Source organism: Bacillota bacterium, from assembly GCA_013177945.1.
Taxonomy (GTDB): Bacteria; Bacillota; DSM-12270; order Thermacetogeniales; family Thermacetogeniaceae; genus Ch130.
In genome coordinates, this window is record JABLXW010000001.1 from 234,557 (window position 1) to 253,679 (window position 19,123).

Annotated in this window: 20 protein-coding genes; all 20 read left to right on the forward strand. The window is 48.4% G+C overall.

The genetic code is table 11. From position 1 onward, the window contains the following. Positions 1–78: 78 nt before the first annotated feature. The 20 genes from HPY58_01220 (at position 79) to HPY58_01315 (ending at position 19,120) form a co-directional block, all read left to right on the forward strand. Complete coding sequence (locus tag HPY58_01220) at positions 79–642, forward strand: hypothetical protein (GenBank protein NPV28280.1); 564 nt, start codon at positions 79–81, stop codon at positions 640–642. Next, the gene (locus tag HPY58_01225; GenBank protein ID NPV28281.1) at positions 639–2,126 is read left to right on the forward strand and encodes an AAA family ATPase; all 1,488 of its coding nucleotides are present in this window, start codon (positions 639–641) and stop codon (positions 2,124–2,126) included. Before HPY58_01220 ends, HPY58_01225 begins: the two co-directional genes overlap by 4 nt. 26 nt (positions 2,127–2,152) lie before the next feature. Then, the gene (locus tag HPY58_01230) at positions 2,153–3,415 is read left to right on the forward strand and encodes a competence/damage-inducible protein A (protein NPV28282.1); all 1,263 of its coding nucleotides are present in this window, start codon (positions 2,153–2,155) and stop codon (positions 3,413–3,415) included. 1 nt (position 3,416) lies between these two features. Continuing rightward, on the forward strand, positions 3,417–4,010 hold the full coding sequence (gene thpR / locus HPY58_01235; protein ID NPV28283.1) for an RNA 2',3'-cyclic phosphodiesterase: 594 nt from the start codon (positions 3,417–3,419) through the stop codon (positions 4,008–4,010). Between the two features lie 98 nt (positions 4,011–4,108). Continuing rightward, the gene (gene recA / locus HPY58_01240) at positions 4,109–5,158 is read left to right on the forward strand and encodes a recombinase RecA (GenBank protein ID NPV28284.1); all 1,050 of its coding nucleotides are present in this window, start codon (positions 4,109–4,111) and stop codon (positions 5,156–5,158) included. A gap of 492 nt (positions 5,159–5,650) precedes the next feature. Continuing rightward, complete coding sequence (gene rny, locus HPY58_01245; GenBank protein NPV28285.1) at positions 5,651–7,198, forward strand: ribonuclease Y; 1,548 nt, start codon at positions 5,651–5,653, stop codon at positions 7,196–7,198. 197 nt (positions 7,199–7,395) lie between these two features. Continuing rightward, complete coding sequence (locus HPY58_01250; protein ID NPV28286.1) at positions 7,396–7,923, forward strand: hypothetical protein; 528 nt, start codon at positions 7,396–7,398, stop codon at positions 7,921–7,923. Positions 7,924–7,942: 19 nt separating this feature from the next. Then, positions 7,943–8,725: a TIGR00282 family metallophosphoesterase gene (locus HPY58_01255; GenBank protein NPV28287.1), complete on the forward strand. Its 783-nt coding sequence runs from the start codon at positions 7,943–7,945 to the stop codon at positions 8,723–8,725. A 117-nt stretch (positions 8,726–8,842) separates the two neighbouring features. Then, positions 8,843–9,103: a stage V sporulation protein SpoVS gene (gene spoVS / locus HPY58_01260; protein ID NPV28288.1), complete on the forward strand. Its 261-nt coding sequence runs from the start codon at positions 8,843–8,845 to the stop codon at positions 9,101–9,103. A gap of 116 nt (positions 9,104–9,219) precedes the next feature. Continuing rightward, positions 9,220–10,134, forward strand: coding sequence for a membrane dipeptidase (locus HPY58_01265; GenBank protein NPV28289.1), 915 nt, complete (start codon positions 9,220–9,222; stop codon positions 10,132–10,134). Positions 10,135–10,148: 14 nt separating this feature from the next. Then, positions 10,149–10,970, forward strand: coding sequence for a PHP domain-containing protein (locus HPY58_01270; protein NPV28290.1), 822 nt, complete (start codon positions 10,149–10,151; stop codon positions 10,968–10,970). Positions 10,971–11,051: 81 nt separating this feature from the next. Continuing rightward, positions 11,052–11,723 (forward strand): LysM peptidoglycan-binding domain-containing protein, encoded by a 672-nt coding sequence (locus HPY58_01275; protein ID NPV28291.1) that lies wholly within the window; start codon positions 11,052–11,054, stop codon positions 11,721–11,723. Positions 11,724–11,750: 27 nt separating this feature from the next. Further along, the gene (locus HPY58_01280; GenBank protein ID NPV28292.1) at positions 11,751–12,677 is read left to right on the forward strand and encodes a MoxR family ATPase; all 927 of its coding nucleotides are present in this window, start codon (positions 11,751–11,753) and stop codon (positions 12,675–12,677) included. Continuing rightward, positions 12,674–14,002: a VWA domain-containing protein gene (locus HPY58_01285; protein ID NPV28293.1), complete on the forward strand. Its 1,329-nt coding sequence runs from the start codon at positions 12,674–12,676 to the stop codon at positions 14,000–14,002. Before HPY58_01280 ends, HPY58_01285 begins: the two co-directional genes overlap by 4 nt. Before the next feature lie 23 nt (positions 14,003–14,025). Beyond that, a complete protein-coding gene (locus HPY58_01290) occupies positions 14,026–14,766 on the forward strand; it encodes a class I SAM-dependent methyltransferase (protein NPV28294.1) in 741 nt (246 codons plus the stop codon). Between the two features lie 28 nt (positions 14,767–14,794). Next, positions 14,795–15,391: a bifunctional adenosylcobinamide kinase/adenosylcobinamide-phosphate guanylyltransferase gene (cobU, locus tag HPY58_01295; GenBank protein ID NPV28295.1), complete on the forward strand. Its 597-nt coding sequence runs from the start codon at positions 14,795–14,797 to the stop codon at positions 15,389–15,391. Between the two features lie 7 nt (positions 15,392–15,398). Next, positions 15,399–16,409: a cobalamin biosynthesis protein CobD gene (cobD, locus tag HPY58_01300; GenBank protein ID NPV28296.1), complete on the forward strand. Its 1,011-nt coding sequence runs from the start codon at positions 15,399–15,401 to the stop codon at positions 16,407–16,409. Continuing rightward, a complete protein-coding gene (gene cobS / locus HPY58_01305; GenBank protein NPV28297.1) occupies positions 16,376–17,119 on the forward strand; it encodes an adenosylcobinamide-GDP ribazoletransferase in 744 nt (247 codons plus the stop codon). Before cobD ends, cobS begins: the two co-directional genes overlap by 34 nt. Next, positions 17,116–18,051 (forward strand): GHMP kinase, encoded by a 936-nt coding sequence (locus tag HPY58_01310; protein NPV28298.1) that lies wholly within the window; start codon positions 17,116–17,118, stop codon positions 18,049–18,051. Before cobS ends, HPY58_01310 begins: the two co-directional genes overlap by 4 nt. Then, positions 18,020–19,120, forward strand: a complete 1,101-nt coding sequence (locus HPY58_01315; GenBank protein NPV28299.1) for a threonine-phosphate decarboxylase — start codon at positions 18,020–18,022, stop codon at positions 19,118–19,120. Before HPY58_01310 ends, HPY58_01315 begins: the two co-directional genes overlap by 32 nt. The last annotated feature ends 3 nt before the right edge of the window (positions 19,121–19,123 follow it).

Below are 19,123 nucleotides of genomic sequence, written 5' to 3' on the forward strand. Positions count from 1 at the left end.
CGCTTTTTCCAGTGCTTTCATAGCTGATTATGAAAAAAGTTGTGGTATAATTTTTTGTCGTAGGAGGGGAGAAAAACCATGCCGTTACACCAGATCCGGCTGACAACTGTAATCGCTGCGATGGTCATCACCCTCAGCCTGCTTTTAGGCGGACAATATATCTATGAAAAGTATATCTTAAAACAGGGACTCAACCAGAAAGTTTCACAAATCGTAAAAGTTGACGAAATTAAAATTGCAAAGCAAGAAAAACCCCCTGTCGTTTACATCCGCGCGTCACAGATCAAAGATCTTCAAGTAATATACAGGCGCCTGGAAAAAACCGTCAAAGAGCAGCTCGGCCCTGAATATCAAATTGTTTTGCTGGATCGGCGTACTTCCAAACTGCAAACCCTGTTTGAAGATTGTCAGTTTCCGATTCAAGAGGCGATCAGCACCGGCAGCTTTCAGGAAATGTATCAAACTGTAAGCCAAAAGGCTAGGTATAAAAATGTAAACTATAAAATTTCTGTAGATTCCTATAATGTCTACGTGCAATTTCGAGATGAAGAGGGCTACCTTTACGAAATCATCCCCCGCTGGCCCCAACTCGCGATCGGTCATGAAGGGCTTAAGAAACCGGAGGTCGAAGGGTTGCTATGATTAAGGAGGTATGTTTGGGTACATCCCTGGCCGTCCTCATCTTCTTGATCATGCTGGGATATAATGTCCTTCCGTTGCTCCTGCTGGCAGGCCTGGGAATCTTTCTTTATCTTTTAATTGAGAGAAAGGGGTTTGCCGGAGGCTCCTCCTATGCAGGGTATGCCCAGCAGGTGGATTTCACCTTTGATGATATCGGGGGACAAGCCCCGGCCAAACAGGAACTCAAGGAAGCCCTCGATTTCGTCCTTCACGCAAACCGAATATCAGAAATGGGAATTCGTCCTTTAAAGGGTATCCTTTTAACGGGACCACCGGGAACGGGGAAAACGCTCCTGGCAAAGGCGGCAGCTGCCTATACCCACTCAATTTTTCTAGCCACGTCAGGGAGCGAATTTATTGAAGTTTTTGCCGGTGTCGGTGCGCAGCGGGTAAGACAGCTTTTTAAGACCGCAAAGGAGCGCGCTTTACGAGAAAAAAAGAACGGGGCGATTCTTTTTATTGATGAAATAGAGGTTCTAGGAAACCGGCGGGGAACCCACGCCGGCCACCTTGAATATGATCAAACTTTAAATCAACTGCTGGTTGAAATGGACGGTCTGCGAAATGACGACCGCGTGAAAATCCTGGTGATCGGGGCAACCAACAGGGAAGATATGCTGGATCCCGCACTCCTCCGGCCGGGGCGCTTCGACCGGATCGTCCGCGTTGATCTCCCGGACAAGGCGGCCCGTCTTCATATTTTGAAGCTGCACTGCCGGAACAAGCCCCTGGCAGATGACGTTGACTTAGAAAAAATTGCCCAGGAAAGTTTTGGCTTCTCGGGGGCCCACCTGGAAAGTGTTGCCAATGAAGCGGCGATTCTCGCCCTCCGGGAAAATTCTCCGCGTATTTACCAACGCCACTTCAAAGAGGCAGTCGACAAGGTTATGATGGGGGAAAAGCTCGATCGAAAGCCAAGCCGGGAGGAGCTTTACCGGATTGCAGTGCATGAAACAGGGCACGCCATCGTCAGCGAAGTCCTGCGGCCTGGATCTGTATCTCATCTCACAGTTACGACGCGCGGCAGGGCACTGGGATACATGCGCCAAATACCGGAAGATGATCTCTACTTGTATACTAAAGACTACCTTGAAAAGCAAATCCAGGTATACCTGGCAGGTGCTGTTGCAGAAAATATTCTGCTGGACTCCCAAAGCACAGGTTCAACCAGCGATTTTCAGCAAGCCGTTCAGGTGGCACGCCAAATTATTATCGCCGGTCTTTCCCCTTTGGGTATTGTCTGGGAAGAAATTCTTCCCAAAGATGTTTTCCACCAAACAATTCAAGAAATCCTCCAGCAACAGAAAAAGGAGGCAGAAAAAATCCTTGAGGCTCACCTCGAGACTTTAAAGAAAATTGCCCAAATGCTGCTGGAACACGAATACCTTGGGGGCCAAACCTTACGCGACCTGCTGGAACAAGGGCAAAATCCGCTCCTTCACTAAATTTTAAAAGAAGGGTTGATCTCAAAATGGCTAAGGTCGAAATCATCGCAACAGGCGACGAATTAGTAAGAGGAGAAATTGAAAATACTACAACCCCTTTTTTATTAAACCAACTACTCGAACTGGGGTATGAAATTGGGAGATTGGTTACCATCGGCGACGACCAGGAAGAGATCAAGAGAACGATTCGCGAAGCCCTGACGCGGGCCGAAATTATCATTGTCACCGGAGGTTTGGGGCCCACGCCGGATGATTTAACAAGGGAGGCCCTTGCTGAAGCTGTTAATCAACCTCTCGAATTTCGGCCCGATCTCTGGGAGGCAATCCAGCTTTTCTTTCGAGCCCGGGGAAGGGAAACACCGCCCGCCAACATCAAACAGGCTTACCTTCCGTACCAGGCGCGCGCGGTTCCCAATCACCTGGGAACCGCTGCAGGCATTATTGTCACTCAAGGCATCCAAACAATTATTGCCTTACCCGGCCCCCCTGGTGAGTTAAAGCAAATGTTTCTCAGCGAGATTAGACCTTACCTTGAAGGCCGCTACCCGGTGGTTCCTTTCCAAAAAAAGTGTACCTTTAAGGTTTTCGGGCTGGGAGAATCTGCAATTTTAGAAAGGTTAAAGGAATTCTTAAAAGAAATTAAAGATACACCGGTAAAGATCAGCTTTCTTCCCCGTCTCGGCGAAGTTCACGTAATTCTTCAGGCAACCGGCACCCCCAACGGAGTCGAAAGTTTGTTCCTGCAGCTCGTTGAGAAAATTAAATCACTGCTTGAACCCGATCTCTACGGAATAGATGACGCAACCCTGCCAGGCAAAGTGGGAGAGCTGCTGCGGAGCCGAAATATTACTTTAGGAGTCGCCGAGTCCTGCACCGGGGGCTTAATAGGAAATTATCTCACAAACATTGCCGGAAGCTCCGACTACTTCTGTGGCGGAATTATTGCCTATCACAACGAAATCAAAGAAAACATTTTAGGTGTCAAAGCTAAAACCCTCGCGGAAGCCGGAGTGGTAAGTCCGGAAACAGCAAAGGAAATGGCCCTGGGCGCCCGCCGGGTACTCGGAACAGATCTCGGCCTCGCCACCACAGGGATCGCGGGCCCTTCAGGCGGTCTCCCTGAAACCCCAGTTGGTACTGTATACGTCGGTCTGGCGACCCCTTCCGGGGTGTTTGCAAAAAAACTCTTTTACCCGGGGGTGGGGCGAATTACAGTGAAAAAACTGGCGGCAAAAGGCGCCCTGGATTTTCTCCGGCGGTTCTTAATCAAGCCTGTCGAGGTTGGGTAAGATGGAAAATGCTTTTGGCCCCAAAAAAATACGCTCTTTTCTTGCCGTTTTGCTCCCGGATGATGTTAAGAACCAGATCTACCAACATTTAAACCCCATCTGCCGGCTCCCTCTGGATATCAAATGGGTGGAAAAAGAAAACTATCACTTAACACTCAAGTTTTTTGGTTCCCTTACAGAAAGTGAAATTCGCAAAATTAGCCTTTTTTTAACCGAATTAACCCCCCAGGTAGATTCCTTTTCTTTGAAGTACGGCGGCTGGGGCTTATTTCCCAATCGTCGGCACCCCCGCGTTCTCTGGTTGGGCCTCGGCGGTGATGCCCTTGATGCTTTACACAACCTCTGGTTGAAAATAGAAAACGGCCTCTTAAACCATGGCTTTCCCAGAGAAGAAAAGAGTTTTCATCCCCATATCACCCTGGGAAGATTCCGTTCTCCTGCCAACATCGAACTTCTTTTAATTAAAATGAAAGGTTCACCCCTTTCGGGAGAAATAGGAAGTTTCCCGGTATCCGAACTTCACCTCATGGAAAGTAAATTAAGCCCCGCAGGACCCTCTTATTCTTCTTTGGCTGCATTCCCGCTGAGAAGGTAGGACATTAAAAAATAAATTTTATTTGACAACCTTTCCCAGGGTAAAATATAATGTTGGAAGGATTCCGAACATTTGTTTTAAAGGGGTAGGGGGGAAGGATGAACGAAAAACTTAAAGCATTAGAACTGGCCATGACGCAAATTGAAAGATCCTTTGGCAAGGGATCGATTATGCGCTTGGGAGAAGCTCCTGCCCACCTGAACGTAGAAGTAATTCCCACCGGAAGTCTTGCGCTGGACCTGGCCCTCGGTGTGGGTGGAGTTCCGAGGGGGAGGGTTATTGAAATTTACGGTCCTGAATCCTCGGGAAAAACCACAGTGGCCCTTCATGTAATTGCAGAGGCTCAAAAAGCAGGTGGTATTGCCGCCTTTATTGATGCCGAACATGCTCTTGATCCTCTTTACGCCCAGAAATTGGGAGTCGATATTGACAATCTTTTAGTTTCGCAACCAGATACCGGTGAACAGGCCCTGGAAATCGCCGAAACCCTCGTCCGGAGCGGTGCCCTAGATGTCCTTGTCGTTGACTCTGTAGCTGCTCTTGTTCCCAGGGCAGAACTAGAAGGTGAGATGGGAGACGTTCACGTGGGCCTCCAGGCCCGCTTGATGTCCCAGGCTTTAAGAAAACTCACGGGAGCCATCAGTAAATCCAGGACCACAGCGATTTTTATAAACCAGGTAAGGGAAAAGGTTGGGGTTATGTTTGGAAACCCCGAAGTCACTCCTGGAGGGAGGGCGCTCAAGTTTTATGCCTCGGTAAGGCTTGAAGTAAAAAAACTTGAAGCAATTAAACAGGGAACAGAAGTGGTAGGAAGTCGGACAAGGGTGAAAGTAGTTAAGAACAAAGTGGCACCACCTTTTAAACAAGCGGATTTTGACATCATGTACGGCCAGGGTATTTCGCGGGAAGGCAGTCTCCTCGATATCGGTTTGGAGTTGGGGTTAATCTCGAAGGCCGGGTCCTGGTTTGCCTACGGAGACGAACGTCTGGGTCAGGGGCGCGAAAACGCAAAGGAATTCTTAAAAGAGCATCGCGAAATTGCTGACGAAATCGAGCAAAAAATCCGGTCGATGATTGGAAGCAGGGAGCTCTCTTTATCGCCGCAGGGGTATCATGAGGATGAACTCGACAACAGAGGTGAATCTTAAAAACTCCAGGTTTCCATGTTGCCGGCTGGTGCCGGGCATCCTCCGGTTTGTTCCCTGAGCCTCCTCCGCACCAACTCCGCAGCGAACGCGAGGCCGCCGATTTTACCGAACCCCAGACGTTCGTCAATCATTCCCCGCCGACCAGGCAACTTTGTGGGCGCTGACGAGGGCCAGATCGAGCATACCCGGAGGCTCCTCAGTTGACCCAAAGAAAAGGTTCCTGCTTTTTATGGAGGGCATGCAACGATACATAAGCGTCAGATTTACTTGACATCCATCTCAAAGGGTAATAAAATTTAAAGCAAGTGGAAACAATGGATAGAACTTCTGCCACAGTTTTACTATAGATAAATTTTTTAAGGAAAAATAAATCAAAAGGCAAACTAAATATCGGTTAAATTGTGGAAGAAGTTTCTATAATAAAACCGAGTTTCTACTCGGTTTTATTTATGAAAACTTAATTTTTCTGAATTAAGGAAAGAGGTGATAAGAATTAACTTTATTTCAGCCATTTTCGTAACACTTGCCATATCTGCTCTCATGCTGGGCGTACTTGCCGGATACTTGCTGAGAAAACACTTAGCAGAAGCTAAAATTTCGTTTGCAGAAGATGCGGCAAAACGAATTTTGGAGGAAGCGCAAAAGGAAGCAGAGGCTAAAAAAAGAGAGGCAATCCTTGAAGCAAAAGAAGAAATTCATCTCATGAGAAGCGAGGCCGAACGCGAAAACCGCGAGCGGCGCAACGAACTTCAGCGGCTTGAGCGGCGCTTGCTCCAAAAAGAAGAAACTTTAGACCGGAAGCTGGAAAGCCTCGAAAAGCGAGAAGAAAGTCTGCTGAAAAAGGATCAAGAAATCAGCCAGATGAAAGCCAGCTTAGATGAGCTGCTCCAAAAACAGGCCTCTGAACTGGAGCGCATTTCCGGTTTATCAAAAGAAGAAGCAAGGGAGCTGCTCCTGAACAACATTAAAGACGAAGTTAAACATGAAGCCGCATTAATTATCAAAGAAGCAGAAACTCAGGCCCGGGAGGAAGCTGAAAAAAGAGCACGGGAAATCGTAACCCAGGCAATTCAAAAGTGTGCAGCCGATATTGTTGCAGAAACAACCGTTTCCGTTGTATCTTTACCTAATGACGAAATGAAGGGACGAATCATCGGCAGGGAAGGAAGAAATATCAGAACTTTAGAGACCCTGACAGGAGTTGACCTGATCATCGATGATACACCGGAAGCCGTGATCCTTTCGGGATTTGATCCAATTCGACGTGAAACCGCCCGTATTGCCCTGGAGAAACTCATCGCCGACGGGAGAATTCATCCGGCCCGGATTGAAGAGATGGTAGAAAAAGCGCAGAAAGAAATTGAGCAAAAAATCCGGGAAGAGGGAGAACAGGCCGCTTTTGAGGTTGGAGTGCCCAATCTCCATCCGGAGTTGATTAAACTTTTGGGCAGGTTAAAATTCAGAACGAGCTACGGTCAAAATGTTTTAAAACACTCGCTTGAGGTGGCATACCTTGCAGGAACAATGGCAGCAGAACTCCACGCAGATGTCCAACTTGCAAAACGCGCCGGACTCCTTCACGACATCGGAAAAGCCGTTGACCATGAAATGGAGGGTCCGCATGTCACCATTGGGGCAGATTTAGCGCGTAAATACCGGGAAAGTCCGGAAGTAATCCACTGTATTTTAGCGCATCACGGGGATCAGGAACCGGAAACAATAGAAGCGGTTCTTGTTCAGGCAGCAGATGCAATTTCTGCTGCAAGACCCGGGGCGCGGAGGGAAACTCTAGAGACCTACCTCAAGCGTCTCGAAAAACTTGAAGAAATCGCCGAATCCTTTGAAGGTGTAGAAAAATCATATGCAATTCAAGCAGGCCGGGAAATCCGGATTATGGTAAAACCGGAACAAATCGACGATCTTCAGGCTGCACAATTAGCCCGGGAAATCGTGAAAAAGATAGAAAAGGAGTTGGAATATCCTGGGCAGATTAAAGTAGTAGTGATCAGGGAAACGAGAAACGTAGAATATGCAAAATGATTCCGTATCCGGCAGTCCGCTCCGGCCCTCCAGGGCCGTTCAAGCCCAAAAAAGGCCAGTAATGGCCTTTTTCTCTTCAAAGGGGCAGTTAGGAAAAGGAAATTCTCAAGGAGCAGGATTTATTCAATTACTGACGAAAAAAATAAAGATGCAATTGGATGCACCTTTTAATTTTTTGCAAGGGAAGGGATTAAGTAATGGCCAAAAAGCATAGCGAAAAAGATAGTAATAATAACGTATCTCATATTGCGAACCTTCTTACCTCGATCCTGCTTTGTTATCCGGAAATCGCCACAATTAATCTTGATCCTAAAAGTCGAACTGTTAAATTTACATTCTATCTTTCGAATGGCGTAGCCAAGGCAAAACTAAAAGAATTTCACCGGCACTTAAAGGAATCCCTCCGCGCTTATTATTATTTAGAAAAACGGGAAATTGAAGTTTGTTCTCTGGTCTTTCAATCGCTAGATTTCTTTACAACCATCGAATTCCAAAGAGATGTCCAAACCCTTTCCCAAAAGGAAATAGCACTGATTATTGCATTAATCAAAGAGGAGTTCGGTTCCCAGCTTGTAACTGAAGAAGACGATGGTTTAATGATCGATGATCTCTCGCTGCATGAAGAATTGATTGGATATATGCTGGAAAACGCCAAAAGATCCAGCTCAAATACTAAATTGATTGCTTTACGAGACGAGGGAAAGGTTTTTGTTTTCAACAAATAGCTCAGGAGGTAAAATTTCCTTGCGAATTTTGTTCCTTGGAGACATTGTCGGCCGGCCCGGGCGCCGCGCTGTAAGAGAAATGCTTCCGGCACTCAAAGAAAAGTACGAACCTCACCTGATCATTGCAAATGGTGAAAATGCAGCAGGAGGCAACGGAATCACGGAGGAAGCCGCCCAGGAACTTTATGATGCCGGAATTGATATCTTAACCATGGGAAATCATGTATGGGATCGCAAGGAAATTTACAATTTTATTGACCGCGACAAAAGAATCATCCGGCCGGCCAACTACCCCCCGGGTACGCCGGGACAGGGATTTACAGTTGTTTCTGTCCAGGACGTAAAGGTGGGTATTGTCAATCTTTCAGGGCGCGTATTTCTTCCCCCTCTGGAGTGTCCTTTCCGCAGTATTGACCAGATCCTTCCCTTGCTTCAACAGGAAACCTCGTTGATTCTGGTTGATTTTCATGCCGAGGCCACCTCGGAAAAGGTGGCTTTCGGCTGGTATGTAAACGGACGGGTAACAGCAGTAATCGGAACCCATACCCATATTCAAACCGCTGATGAACGGATTTTGCCGGGAGGAACGGGCTATATCACCGATGTCGGGATGACGGGGCCCCGGGACTCCGTCCTCGGGGTAAAACTGGAGGCGGTGTTAAAAAAATTTCTTACACTTCAGCCCGTTCGCTTTGAGGTTGCCGGAGGAGCCCTTCAGTTAAACGCCCTTTTTCTTGAAATCGATCCCCAACGAAACACCACTCAAGCAATTGAAAGAATCCAGATTATCCAGGAAAAATAGCCAAAATTTTATCTTGCTAAAACTCCCCGTTGATGATATGATTATTGTACTAACACTTTTTTCGGGTTTATTCAGGGGCTTATAAGTTGGGGGAAAACAACAGGGGAGGTTGAGTTCGTGGAAGTATTGAAGGTGTCAGCAAAGTCTAGCCCTAATTCGGTGGCCGGTGCTCTTGCCGGAGTTTTAAGAGAAAAGGGCTGTGCGGAACTTCAGGCAATCGGAGCAGGTGCCTTAAACCAGGCGGTTAAAGCGGTAGCTATTGCAAGAGGATTCGTAGCTCCCAGCGGTGTAGACCTCATTTGCATCCCTGCCTTTACAGACATTGTCATCGACGGTGAAGAGAGAACAGCCATTAAACTGATCGTAGAGCCCAGATAAGCCTAGAAAAAGATCGGCCGGTTCCTTTTGCGATATTTATAAATAACCTGTTCATTTTGCAAGCGAAATGAACAGGTTTTTATGTTTTTTATGTGATTCTCACAAGGAGAGGTTAAATGATGATCATCGACATGCACTGTGATACAATCCTTGCAGCCTACCGCGCCCAAAAACAGATCGAAATCCAAAAATTCAAGGAAGGAAACATTCGAATTCAATTTTTTGCTTTATTTCCTGAAAGCATCTACCGCCGCTTCCGGTGTCTCCACCGCATCCTTGAGATGTTAGATTTTTTCTTAGAACAGCTTGAAAACAAGAGAACTCTGGTGGAAATTATCACCTCCCAAACAAGTCTTTCGAAATGCCTGGCAAGCGGTAAAATGGGGGTTCTCCTGGCCATCGAAGGAGGAGAAGTTCTGGAAGGAAACCTGCGAATTTTACGGGTTCTCCACCGGCTGGGAATCAGAAGTCTGGGCCTGACCTGGAACGAGCGAAACGAACTCGCAGATGGGATTACAGAAGACCGAACAGGGGGAGGGCTTACAAATTTCGGAGTTCAAGTCATTAAAGAGATGAACAGACTTGGCATGGTTATCGATGTTTCTCACCTTGCGGAAAGGGGCTTCTGGGATGCACTCGAATTGAGCACCAGTCCTGTAATTGCTTCTCACTCAAACAGCCGTGCAATCTGGAACCATCCCCGCAACCTTTCAGACGAACAAATTAAGGGGCTGGCTCAAAAAGGAGGGGTTATCGGATTGAACTTTGTCCCCGACTTTCTGGGCCCTCCGGGGGCGGGGCTGAATGATTTATTGAATCACATCGATCATATCTGCGCACTTGTCGGTGATGAATATCTGGGTTTTGGTTCCGACCTCGATGGAACGGATTCTCTGATTCCCGAAATAACAGATGTCACTCACTTTCCCAGAATCATTGAGGCCCTCCAGAAACGAGGTTATTCCGATACTTCTATTCAAAAAATATGTGGAGAAAACTGCCTCCGGATACTTAAAGAAGTTTTAAAATAAGAAGGGGAGCTAACTTGTCTGCCGACCTTCATGTACACAGTACAGCTTCAGATGGAACCCTGACGCCAGAAGAAATTGTGAACCAGGCCGTCCAATCCGGGCTTTCGGCAATAAGCTTAACGGATCATGATACGGTTGACGGAATCTATTCTGCTCTTCGCACCGCAACCGGGAAGGACTTAGAACTGGTTCCCGGCATTGAACTCAATACCGATTGGGAAGGAATTGAAGTCCACATTTTAGGCTATTATATAGAGTTTCAAGCAGGCTGGTTTCAACAGGCGCTGAATGACCTTCGGAATGCCCGGGAAGAAAGAGCAGCAGCAATGATTGGGAAACTGAAAAAAATAGGAATAAGTCTGTCGCCCGCCCGGGTCAAGGAAATTGCCGGTCCGGCTCCAATAGGGAGGCCCCACATCGCCCAGGCTCTGATCGAAGCGGGCTATGTTTCCTCTGTTGAAGAAGCCTTCCAATGCTATCTCGGCCAGGGGAAACCCGCATACGTAGCGCGCCACAGGCTGAGCCCCTTTCAGGCAATCGCATTAATTCGCAAGGGCGGGGGGATCCCCGTGCTGGCGCATCCCGGTTTAATGGATCGAGACGAACTGATACCGGAGTTCATCAAAGCGGGCCTGCTGGGAATCGAAGTATATTATCCACGCCACACACCAGAGATGATTGCAAGATACGTCTGGATTTGCCAAAAAAGTGGACTGATAATGACAGGGGGGTCCGATTCCCATGGACCCGGTCTGGATTACCCCCCGCTGGGCACAATAACGGTGCCGGATCAAACGGTAGCCGACCTCAAGCTGCTGCACCAATTATTGCATTAAAATTCGCCAGGCGCGGAAGGAATATAAACTTCGGCAACGAAAAATAGTGTAAACGTATTCAGAAAATCTGGGGGAATTAAAATGAAAAACCAGCAGCCGACGAAATTCGGGATGATGTGGGGAATGATCTTCTTTTTAAGCTTGAGCTTCCCGCAAATTTCGGAGGCCGGCACTTATCTTGTAAAAAGAGGGGACTGCCTTTGGAAAATCGCAAGAATGCACAGAACCTCCGTACAGGAGCTCCAAAAACTGAATAAAATAAAGGGAACCCTGATCCACCCTGGCCAGATCTTAAAAGTTCCCGATCCTCTAAATCACCAGAAAACGAACCAAACTGCTGCCGAAAGGATCAACCCCATTTCGAGACAACAATCTCATCCGGCCCGAAAGGAGGATTCAGATGTAATCACAACAGCAAGGCGTTTCATAGGAATTCCCTACCGGTACGGAGGAGCCTGCCCCGAAACTGGATTCGACTGCTCCGGATTTGTTCAATATGTTTTCTCACTGCACGGCATCAAACTTCCCCGAACAGCAAGCAGCCAGGCTGCTACCGGAATCCAGGTAGCGGATTTAGCTCCGGGGGATCTTGTCTTTTTTTCTACCGAAAAAACCGGATTGATCGATCACGTGGGAATTTACATGGGAAACAATGCCTTTATTCACGCGAGCCGAAGTAAGGGAATAACCATCACACCACTCCAGGATACATGGTATGGGCCGCGCTATGCCTTCGCCCGCCGCCTTCTTTAAAAAAGCACAGGGAGGGAAAAGAAACTCGTGAAGTTTGCAAAAGTAACAATTGACCAGGTCCGGTCTGGCTTCGAACGGGCAGGCTACATCGCAGAGGAAGAGATCATTGTTCCGGTTTATCTCGCCCTCTGTCTGGAAAAACCACTCCTGATCACGGGGGCCCCGGGGGTTGGGAAAACCGAAATCGCGAAGGTGCTGGCGCAGGCCTTCGAAACAGATTTAATCCGCCTCCAGTGCTACGAAGGGCTTGATGAAAACAAAGCACTGTACGAATGGAACTACCAGCGCCAGCTGATCAAAATCCAGCTCATCAAGGAGAGCACCTCCGATGAACTGATCGAGCGGAATCTTTTTTCGCGCGAATATCTGCTGGAAAGGCCCCTTCTCAAGGCAATCCAGGCTTCCAAAAAGACCGTTTTACTGATTGACGAAATTGACAAAACAGATGAAGAGTTTGAAGCCTTTCTTTTTGAGGTGCTTTCGGATTTTCAGGTCTCGATCCCTGAGTTGGGAACCCTTGTGGCCCGCCACATCCCGATTGTAGTGCTGACAAACAACGGGGAGCGGGAGCTTTCTGACGGCTTAAAGAGACGCTGCGTTTTCCTGTTTATTGACTTTCCCAGCATTGAAAAGGAGATCAAAATCATCAAGGTGAAGGTCCCCGAGGCAGGGGAAAGGCTGGCGGAAGAGATCGCTCTGGCGGTTCACCACTTGCGCCATCAGATAGATCTGAAAAAGAAACCGTCTATTTCGGAAACCCTTGATCTCGCCCGGGCGCTCGTGCTTTTCGGAGCCCAGAGGCTTGAAGCCGATCACGTGAAACAAACCATCAACCTTTTGCTCAAAGATAAAGAGGATATCGACCTCTTTAATCAACAGGTGGGGCCCGGAGGGCTTGTCGAAATCGTCCGGAATCAACTCTGCAAGCGTTCGGAAAGAAGGGCTTTCGCTTGAAAAACTACCTGGAAAACAACCTTGCCCGCTTCGTTCACATCCTGCGGCACCTGGGAATAAAAGTAAGCACGGGAGAAACCATCACCGCCCTGAGGGCGCTGATGCTCGTCGATCTTCTGAACAGGGCCCATGTAAAGGCAGCCTTACGAGCGACCCTGATTAAAAACCACGACGAACAGGCGATCTTCGATCAAGCCTTCGAGAGTTTTTTTACGATCCCGGAAGTCAGGCAACGGCAGCGGGAGGAGTGGGAGGAAAGAAAAATAGAGGAGGCGCGCCTGATCGAGGAGGCGGAAAAAGACCTTGCTTACCAGGGGGAAAAGCTCGACCTTACCGAAGAAGAAAAGCTCCTCTACGCCCAGCTACCTGAAGAGGAAAAGAGAAAGATCAGGGAGTTCCTGGAGGCAAGCTATCTTCCCGAGGACCGGTACAGCAGGTTCAAACCGATGCTCGAGTATCAGATCCGAGGCTCCTTGCGCTACTGGAAACAAAGGCTGGCCGAAGAGGATGAACTTCCGCCTCTCCCGAATGACGAAGTAGACGACGAGGTCCTGGCCTCGATTTTACACGAATTAGGGGAAGATGACAGCAACCTTCTCTACGAAGATATGAAGCGCATCGGGGAGCGGGATCTGCCCAAAGTCACGAACATCCTCAAAAAGCTTTCCAGGAAGCTGGCCACAAAAATTTCACGGCGTTACCGGATGAGCAAAAAAGCCGTAATGATCGATCTCCGGCGGAGCATCAAGTCCAACGTCCGCTACGGAGGAATCATCTTTAAACTCAAATACAAACAGAAGCGCATCCAGAAGCCGCAAATCCTGCTCATCTGCGACGTCTCCGGCTCGATGGCCCGCTACGCCGCTTTTGTGATCCAGTTCATCTACGGGCTGAGCATGGTAATGAAACACATTGAAAGCTTCATTTTTGCGGAGGAGCTGGAGTACGTAACACCCTTCTTTAAAAAGTTCCGCCCTTTTGAAGAGACGATGGTGGAACTGATCGGAAAGAGCCGCATCTGGGGGAAGGGGACCAATCTGGGGGCTTCCTTGAACACACTCCGAACCCAGTACCCCCTCCTGCTGACCTCCCATACCATCGCGATTATCGTAAGTGACACCAAAACCCTGGAGCTGGAACGGGCGGAAAAGGAACTTTTTAGAGTTAAGCAGGCGGTGAAGGACATACTTTGGCTCAACACCCTCCCTCAGGACGAGTGGAAAGACCTCCGCTCTGTTGCAGCCTTTCAGCGATACTCCCGGATGCATGAATGTTATACCCTGGCCCACCTCGAAAAAGTGATCAGGAAACAGTTTCTTTATTAACTCTGCTAAGGTGGGATCGGCAGTTGGAGTACGAAAGGCTGGCTGTTTTCTACGATCACCTCATGCAGGGAATCGACTACGAAGCCTGGGTAAGCTATGTAGAAAAGATTATTGCGAAGCTTAAAGGGGAAGTATGCTCGGTTGTTGATCTGGCCTGCGGCACGGGAAACTCGACTTTTCCCTGGGCAAGACGGGGTTACCGTACCTTTGGTGTTGATTTGTCCGAAGCCATGCTGAAACAGGCGCTCCAGAAGGCCAGAACCCAAGGGTTAAAAATAGTTTTTCTCCGGCAGGATATCCGTAATTTTAAACTTGAAGAACCGGTCGATCTGGCCGTCTGTTTCCAGGATGGCCTGAACTATATCCTGGAGCCTGAAGGGTTGCGGCGAGCTTTTCAAGCCGTATACAATAACCTCAGAGGGAAAGGATATTTTATTTTTGATCTCAATTACCTCCCCCAAATCGTTCCTAAAAATGAGCAGATCTCCGTAGCAGAGGAGGAGCTCTTCACCCTTATCTGGCGCACGAACTTCTCTGAAAAAGAAAGATTATGGGAGGCAGAAGTAACCGGATTCGTCAAAACCAGAGAAAATTATTACGAAAAATTTCATGAAAAACACCGGGAGAGGATCTACGAACCATCCGAAGTTTGGGCCCACCTCACCGAACTAGGTTTTACGATCCAGGGAACGTATCAGGCCTTTACTTTTGACCCGCCCCATGCCCAGACACCAAGAATCGTTTATGTCGGGCAAAAAATTTAGAAAATTTAACTGGAGGTCAACTTCGAGCATGAACCGCGGACAGTTTTTCTTTATCACAGGGGGAGCCCGGAGCGGAAAAAGCCGCTTTGCCGAGTCCCTGGCCCTTGCTCTCGGAGAACCTGTAACCTATATTGCCACCGCCGAAGGACTGGATGAAGAAATGGCTGCCAGAATCAAGAAACATCAAAAAAGAAGGCCGGCAACCTGGACCACTTTAGAGGAACCCCTTCATGTAGCCGCATTGGTGGAAAAGGTGGGGCAGCGCGAGGGAGTCATTATCATTGAGTGTTTGACATTTTTAATAACAAATCTTCTTTTTAAAGACTGCCTGGGAGCTGAAGCAAATTCCAAAGTTCAGGAAAGGGCTCTGGCTGAAGTGAAACAGCTGGCCGAGGCGGCCTATAGCTGCCGCGCCCATGTGATTCTGGTATCGAACGAAGTAGGCCTGGGTCTTGTTCCTCCAAACCCCCAGGGCCGCATCTTTCGTGATGTCGCGGGATGGGCCAATCAGATCATGGCTGCAAAAGCGGACAAAGTCTATTTTCTGGTATCCGGTCTTGCAGTAGATCTGAAAAGCCTCAATCAGGACCTTCAAAAAGTTCTGTCTCCCCACAAGACCGGGTAAGAGAATCATGAAGGGAACAGAAATCGAAATTCTTTTATTCGCGTTGATTCTCGATTTCATCATCGGGGACCCCCAGGTCGCTTATCATCCTGTAGCTCTTATTGGCAAAGCGATTCAGAAGTGGGAAAGATTGTTATATCAGGAGAAAGGGGCGCCTATTAAAAACCGCCTGGCGGGATTTCTTCTGGTTTTTGGAAACGTGGTACCGGTTTTCTTTGCCGCCCATTTCTTCCTTGGTTTGGTCAAAAACTCGATTCCGGTGCTCTATCCCATCGTGGGCGGGCTCCTTCTCTGGAGTGTAATTTCCATCCGGAGTCTGGCGGAGGCAGCGCATGAAATTCTCAACCTCCTTCAAGCAAAAGATCTGGTGCAGGCCCGAGAACGCTTGCGGTTTATTGTGGGAAGAGACACCGAACACCTCGACGAACCGGAGGTTATCAGGGCTACAGTAGAAACCGTAGCCGAAAATATCAGCGACGGAATTATGGCTCCCCTCTTCTATTTCTTAATTGGGGGAATCCCCTTCGCCTGCGCCTACCGGGTCATTAATACCCTTGATGCCATGGTGGGCTACCGGAACGAAAGATACCGCGATTTCGGATGGTTTGCAGCAAAATTAGACGACCTGGCAAACCTCCTCCCGGCCCGCCTGACAGCCGGACTTTTAATCGCGAGCGCCTTCTGCTGGAGGTTCAACTGGCGCAGGGGACTTTCCGTAGTGCGGCGCGATGCCCGTAAGCATCCGAGTCCTAACAGCGGCTTCCCGGAGGCAGCCGTGGCAGGCGCCCTCGAAATCCGACTGGGAGGGGTCAATTACTATCAGGGAAAACCCTCTTTACGGCCACACCTGGGAGATCCTCTCAGGCCGCTGGAACCATCAGATATAACCAGGACCGTGCACTTAATGTACGGTGCAGTGGCAATTTTTCTGGTCTTAAGCCTTGCTCTTGCCTATCTCATCTCCAAAGGAAGGACGGGCTTTCTATGGATAAATTCTTTTGTGCGGTTACCTTTTTGACGCGGCTCCCCCTTCCAACCAGAAATAATTTTAAGGAAGAAGACTTTTCTGCAAGCATTTACTACTTTCCGTTAGTGGGACTGATCATCGGGGGGATACTTGGAGGAAGCTGGTTTCTCCTAAAAAATATTTTCCCGCCCATTATCACCGGGGCTCTCCTTCTTTTATTCCAGGTAATTATCACTGGAGGCCTGCATCTGGATGGCCTTATGGATACCCTGGACGGGATATACGGAGGCAAGGATAAAGAAGAAAGGCTTGCCATTATGCGGGACAGTCACGTGGGAGCCTACGGAATCGTGGGCGCCTTTCTCCTCCTCTTGATTAAGTACAGTATCTATACCCAGCTGGATTTTGAATTTCTCCCTCTTCTCGTGACCGCCCCAGTCTTGGGAAGACAGGTGACGGTCTGGGCTCAAGTGGCGTTTCCCTACGCGCGGCGGCAGGGCCTGGGCAGTTTTTTTAATGTTTACGGGGATCTTAAAAAGTTTGCAGTAACAACCGGAATCACCCTTTTTATTTCGATCCTGTCTCTGAAAATAACGGGCTTAATTATTTTTCTTGCAACGGGAATTTTTGCTTTTCTTTTGTCCAAATCCTTAGTCCGGCTGCTGGGTGGTTTAACCGGGGATACCTACGGAGCGCTTTGCGAACTTACTGAAGTTTTGGTACTTCTCATTGGATTCGGCCTGGGAGGGCACGCTCTGTGAATCTTCAGGGGATCGTACGCATGCCGGGTTCCTGCGGGGAACTGGTTCAGGGCACCGCGTCCGGGGTAAACTTTCACGTAACCTGTCCTGTCAACCTCTACAGCAAGGCTACTGTTACCCTCGTGCCTTCTTTGAAAAAAATTTTTTATCCAAAAAACCGGACCAAAACGGCACAGGCCGTTCGGAAAATTTTAAACCATTTCGGGTATTTCGACTTTGGGGCGATTATAGAAATAGCCTCCAGTCTTCCCCTGGGTAAGGGAATGGCAAGCAGCACCGCCGACCTTGCCGCTGCCTGCTACGCAGTTGGAGCTGCCTTAAAGATCAGAGTCGAGCCCGGCGTAATTGCAAAGATCGCCTTATCTATTGAACCTTCAGATGGGACCTTCTACCCGGGCATCTGGTTGTTCGATCACGTCCGGGGTTCAATGCAGGAGAGTCTGGGAGAGCCACTCCCGTTGGGAATTCTGGTGCTCGACTTCGGGGGAGCAGTGGATACGCTCAAATTCAACCAGCACCCCGAGTTGCCCCTTTACAATCAAATGAACGAGGCAAAAACAAAGGCGGCCCTTGAGCTGGTGAAACTGGGTCTCAGCCGAAAGGATCCTTTCCTTGTTGGCGAAGGAGCAACGATCAGCGCCATGGCAAATCAAGCCATCAATCCCAAACCGAGATTTCATGAATTAGTAGATTTTGTACTCAAAAGGGGAGCATATGGTGTTAATGTGGCTCACAGCGGAACCGTGGCGGGAGTCCTGCTGCCGCCGGGACAGGAAAGAAATAGCCGTTTAATCCAGCAAATTGCAGAAAAGTTTCCAGAAATCAAGAATTACTACTCTTTACAGTTGACCGGTGGAGGGGGCCGGTACTTGGGAAAAACGCAAAAAAAGGAGAGGAGTCATGCAAAATCACAGGCATGGGGGAAATCTTAATGCAACCGCAGTAAAATACGGATTGAAGCCCCAGGATATAGTTGACTTCAGCACCAATACAAATCCTCTGGGCCCCCCTCAAGAAATTCAAAAAAACTTGAAAAAAAATCTTTCCCTGATCGCATTTTATCCGGAACCGGACTGCCAGACTCTAAAAGAAGCCGCCGCACCTCTGCTAGACGTTTCACCCCAGCAAATTACTTTTTCCAACGGGGCAATAGAATTAATCTACCTTGTAGTTCAGGCTCTTCAACCCCGGACCGTATTGATTCCCGGGCCCACCTTTCGGGAGTATGAAATTGCAGCCCGGGTCTGGAATGCGCAGGTTAAACACCTGAAACTTTCGCCTCAAAAGGGGTTTGCTTTGGATCTCGAGCATCTGGTGCGGGCAGCACAAGGCACCGATCTGGTCTTCATCTGCAATCCAAACAACCCTACCGGTTATCTTCTTCCTCCTGAAATTTTAAAGCCATTTCTGGAATTCTGCCGCAGGAGATCCATCTTTGTTGTTGTCGATGAATCTTTTCTTTTCTTCCACCGCGACTGGAGAAAACTAACCTGCATTCCAGAAACTCGAAAAAACAAAGGGATTTTAATCATCCACTCCCTCACCAAGTTCTATGCAATCCCCGGGCTGAGGGTAGGCTACGGGGTTGCGCATCCTGAAACCATTAATTTCTTAAGTAACTTTCAACCCCCATGGCAGGTCAACAGCCTCGCCCAGGCTGCGACCCTTTTGGCCTTCCGTGCAAAGGGCTACGCCCGGGAAACGCGAAGGCTTGTCATGCGAGAACGGAATTTTCTAGTTCTCTCTTTGGCAAAAATACCTTGCTTCAAGGTTTTTCCCTCTGAAGCCAACTACCTTCTTGTAAAACTCCAGGAACCTCTATCGGCTTCGCACTTAGAGGACAAGCTTGCCAGGAGGGGCATCCTCATTCGAAACTGCAGTAATTTTGCCTTTCTGGGTGATAATTTTATCAGAATTGCTGTAAAAAAAAGACCGGAAAACTTGCTTTTATTGAAAAACCTGAAAGATATTATCTATCAACTGGAATGCAAGGAGGTTTAACGG

Excerpts from the sequence above, each read along its gene's own strand:
- HPY58_01220 (NPV28280.1), top strand. The coding sequence starts at position 79 with ATGCCGTTACACCAGATCCGGCTGACAACTGTAATCGCTGCGATGGTC.
- HPY58_01225 (NPV28281.1), top strand. The coding sequence starts at position 639 with ATGATTAAGGAGGTATGTTTGGGTACATCCCTGGCCGTCCTCATCTTC.
- HPY58_01230 (NPV28282.1), top strand. The coding sequence starts at position 2,153 with ATGGCTAAGGTCGAAATCATCGCAACAGGCGACGAATTAGTAAGAGGA.
- thpR (NPV28283.1), top strand. The coding sequence starts at position 3,417 with ATGGAAAATGCTTTTGGCCCCAAAAAAATACGCTCTTTTCTTGCCGTT.
- recA (NPV28284.1), top strand. The coding sequence starts at position 4,109 with ATGAACGAAAAACTTAAAGCATTAGAACTGGCCATGACGCAAATTGAA.
- HPY58_01250 (NPV28286.1), top strand. The coding sequence starts at position 7,396 with ATGGCCAAAAAGCATAGCGAAAAAGATAGTAATAATAACGTATCTCAT.
- HPY58_01265 (NPV28289.1), top strand. The coding sequence starts at position 9,220 with ATGATGATCATCGACATGCACTGTGATACAATCCTTGCAGCCTACCGC.
- HPY58_01275 (NPV28291.1), top strand. The coding sequence starts at position 11,052 with ATGAAAAACCAGCAGCCGACGAAATTCGGGATGATGTGGGGAATGATC.
- cobU (NPV28295.1), top strand. The coding sequence starts at position 14,795 with ATGAACCGCGGACAGTTTTTCTTTATCACAGGGGGAGCCCGGAGCGGA.
- cobD (NPV28296.1), top strand. The coding sequence starts at position 15,399 with ATGAAGGGAACAGAAATCGAAATTCTTTTATTCGCGTTGATTCTCGAT.
- cobS (NPV28297.1), top strand. The coding sequence starts at position 16,376 with ATGGATAAATTCTTTTGTGCGGTTACCTTTTTGACGCGGCTCCCCCTT.
- HPY58_01315 (NPV28299.1), top strand. The coding sequence starts at position 18,020 with ATGCAAAATCACAGGCATGGGGGAAATCTTAATGCAACCGCAGTAAAA.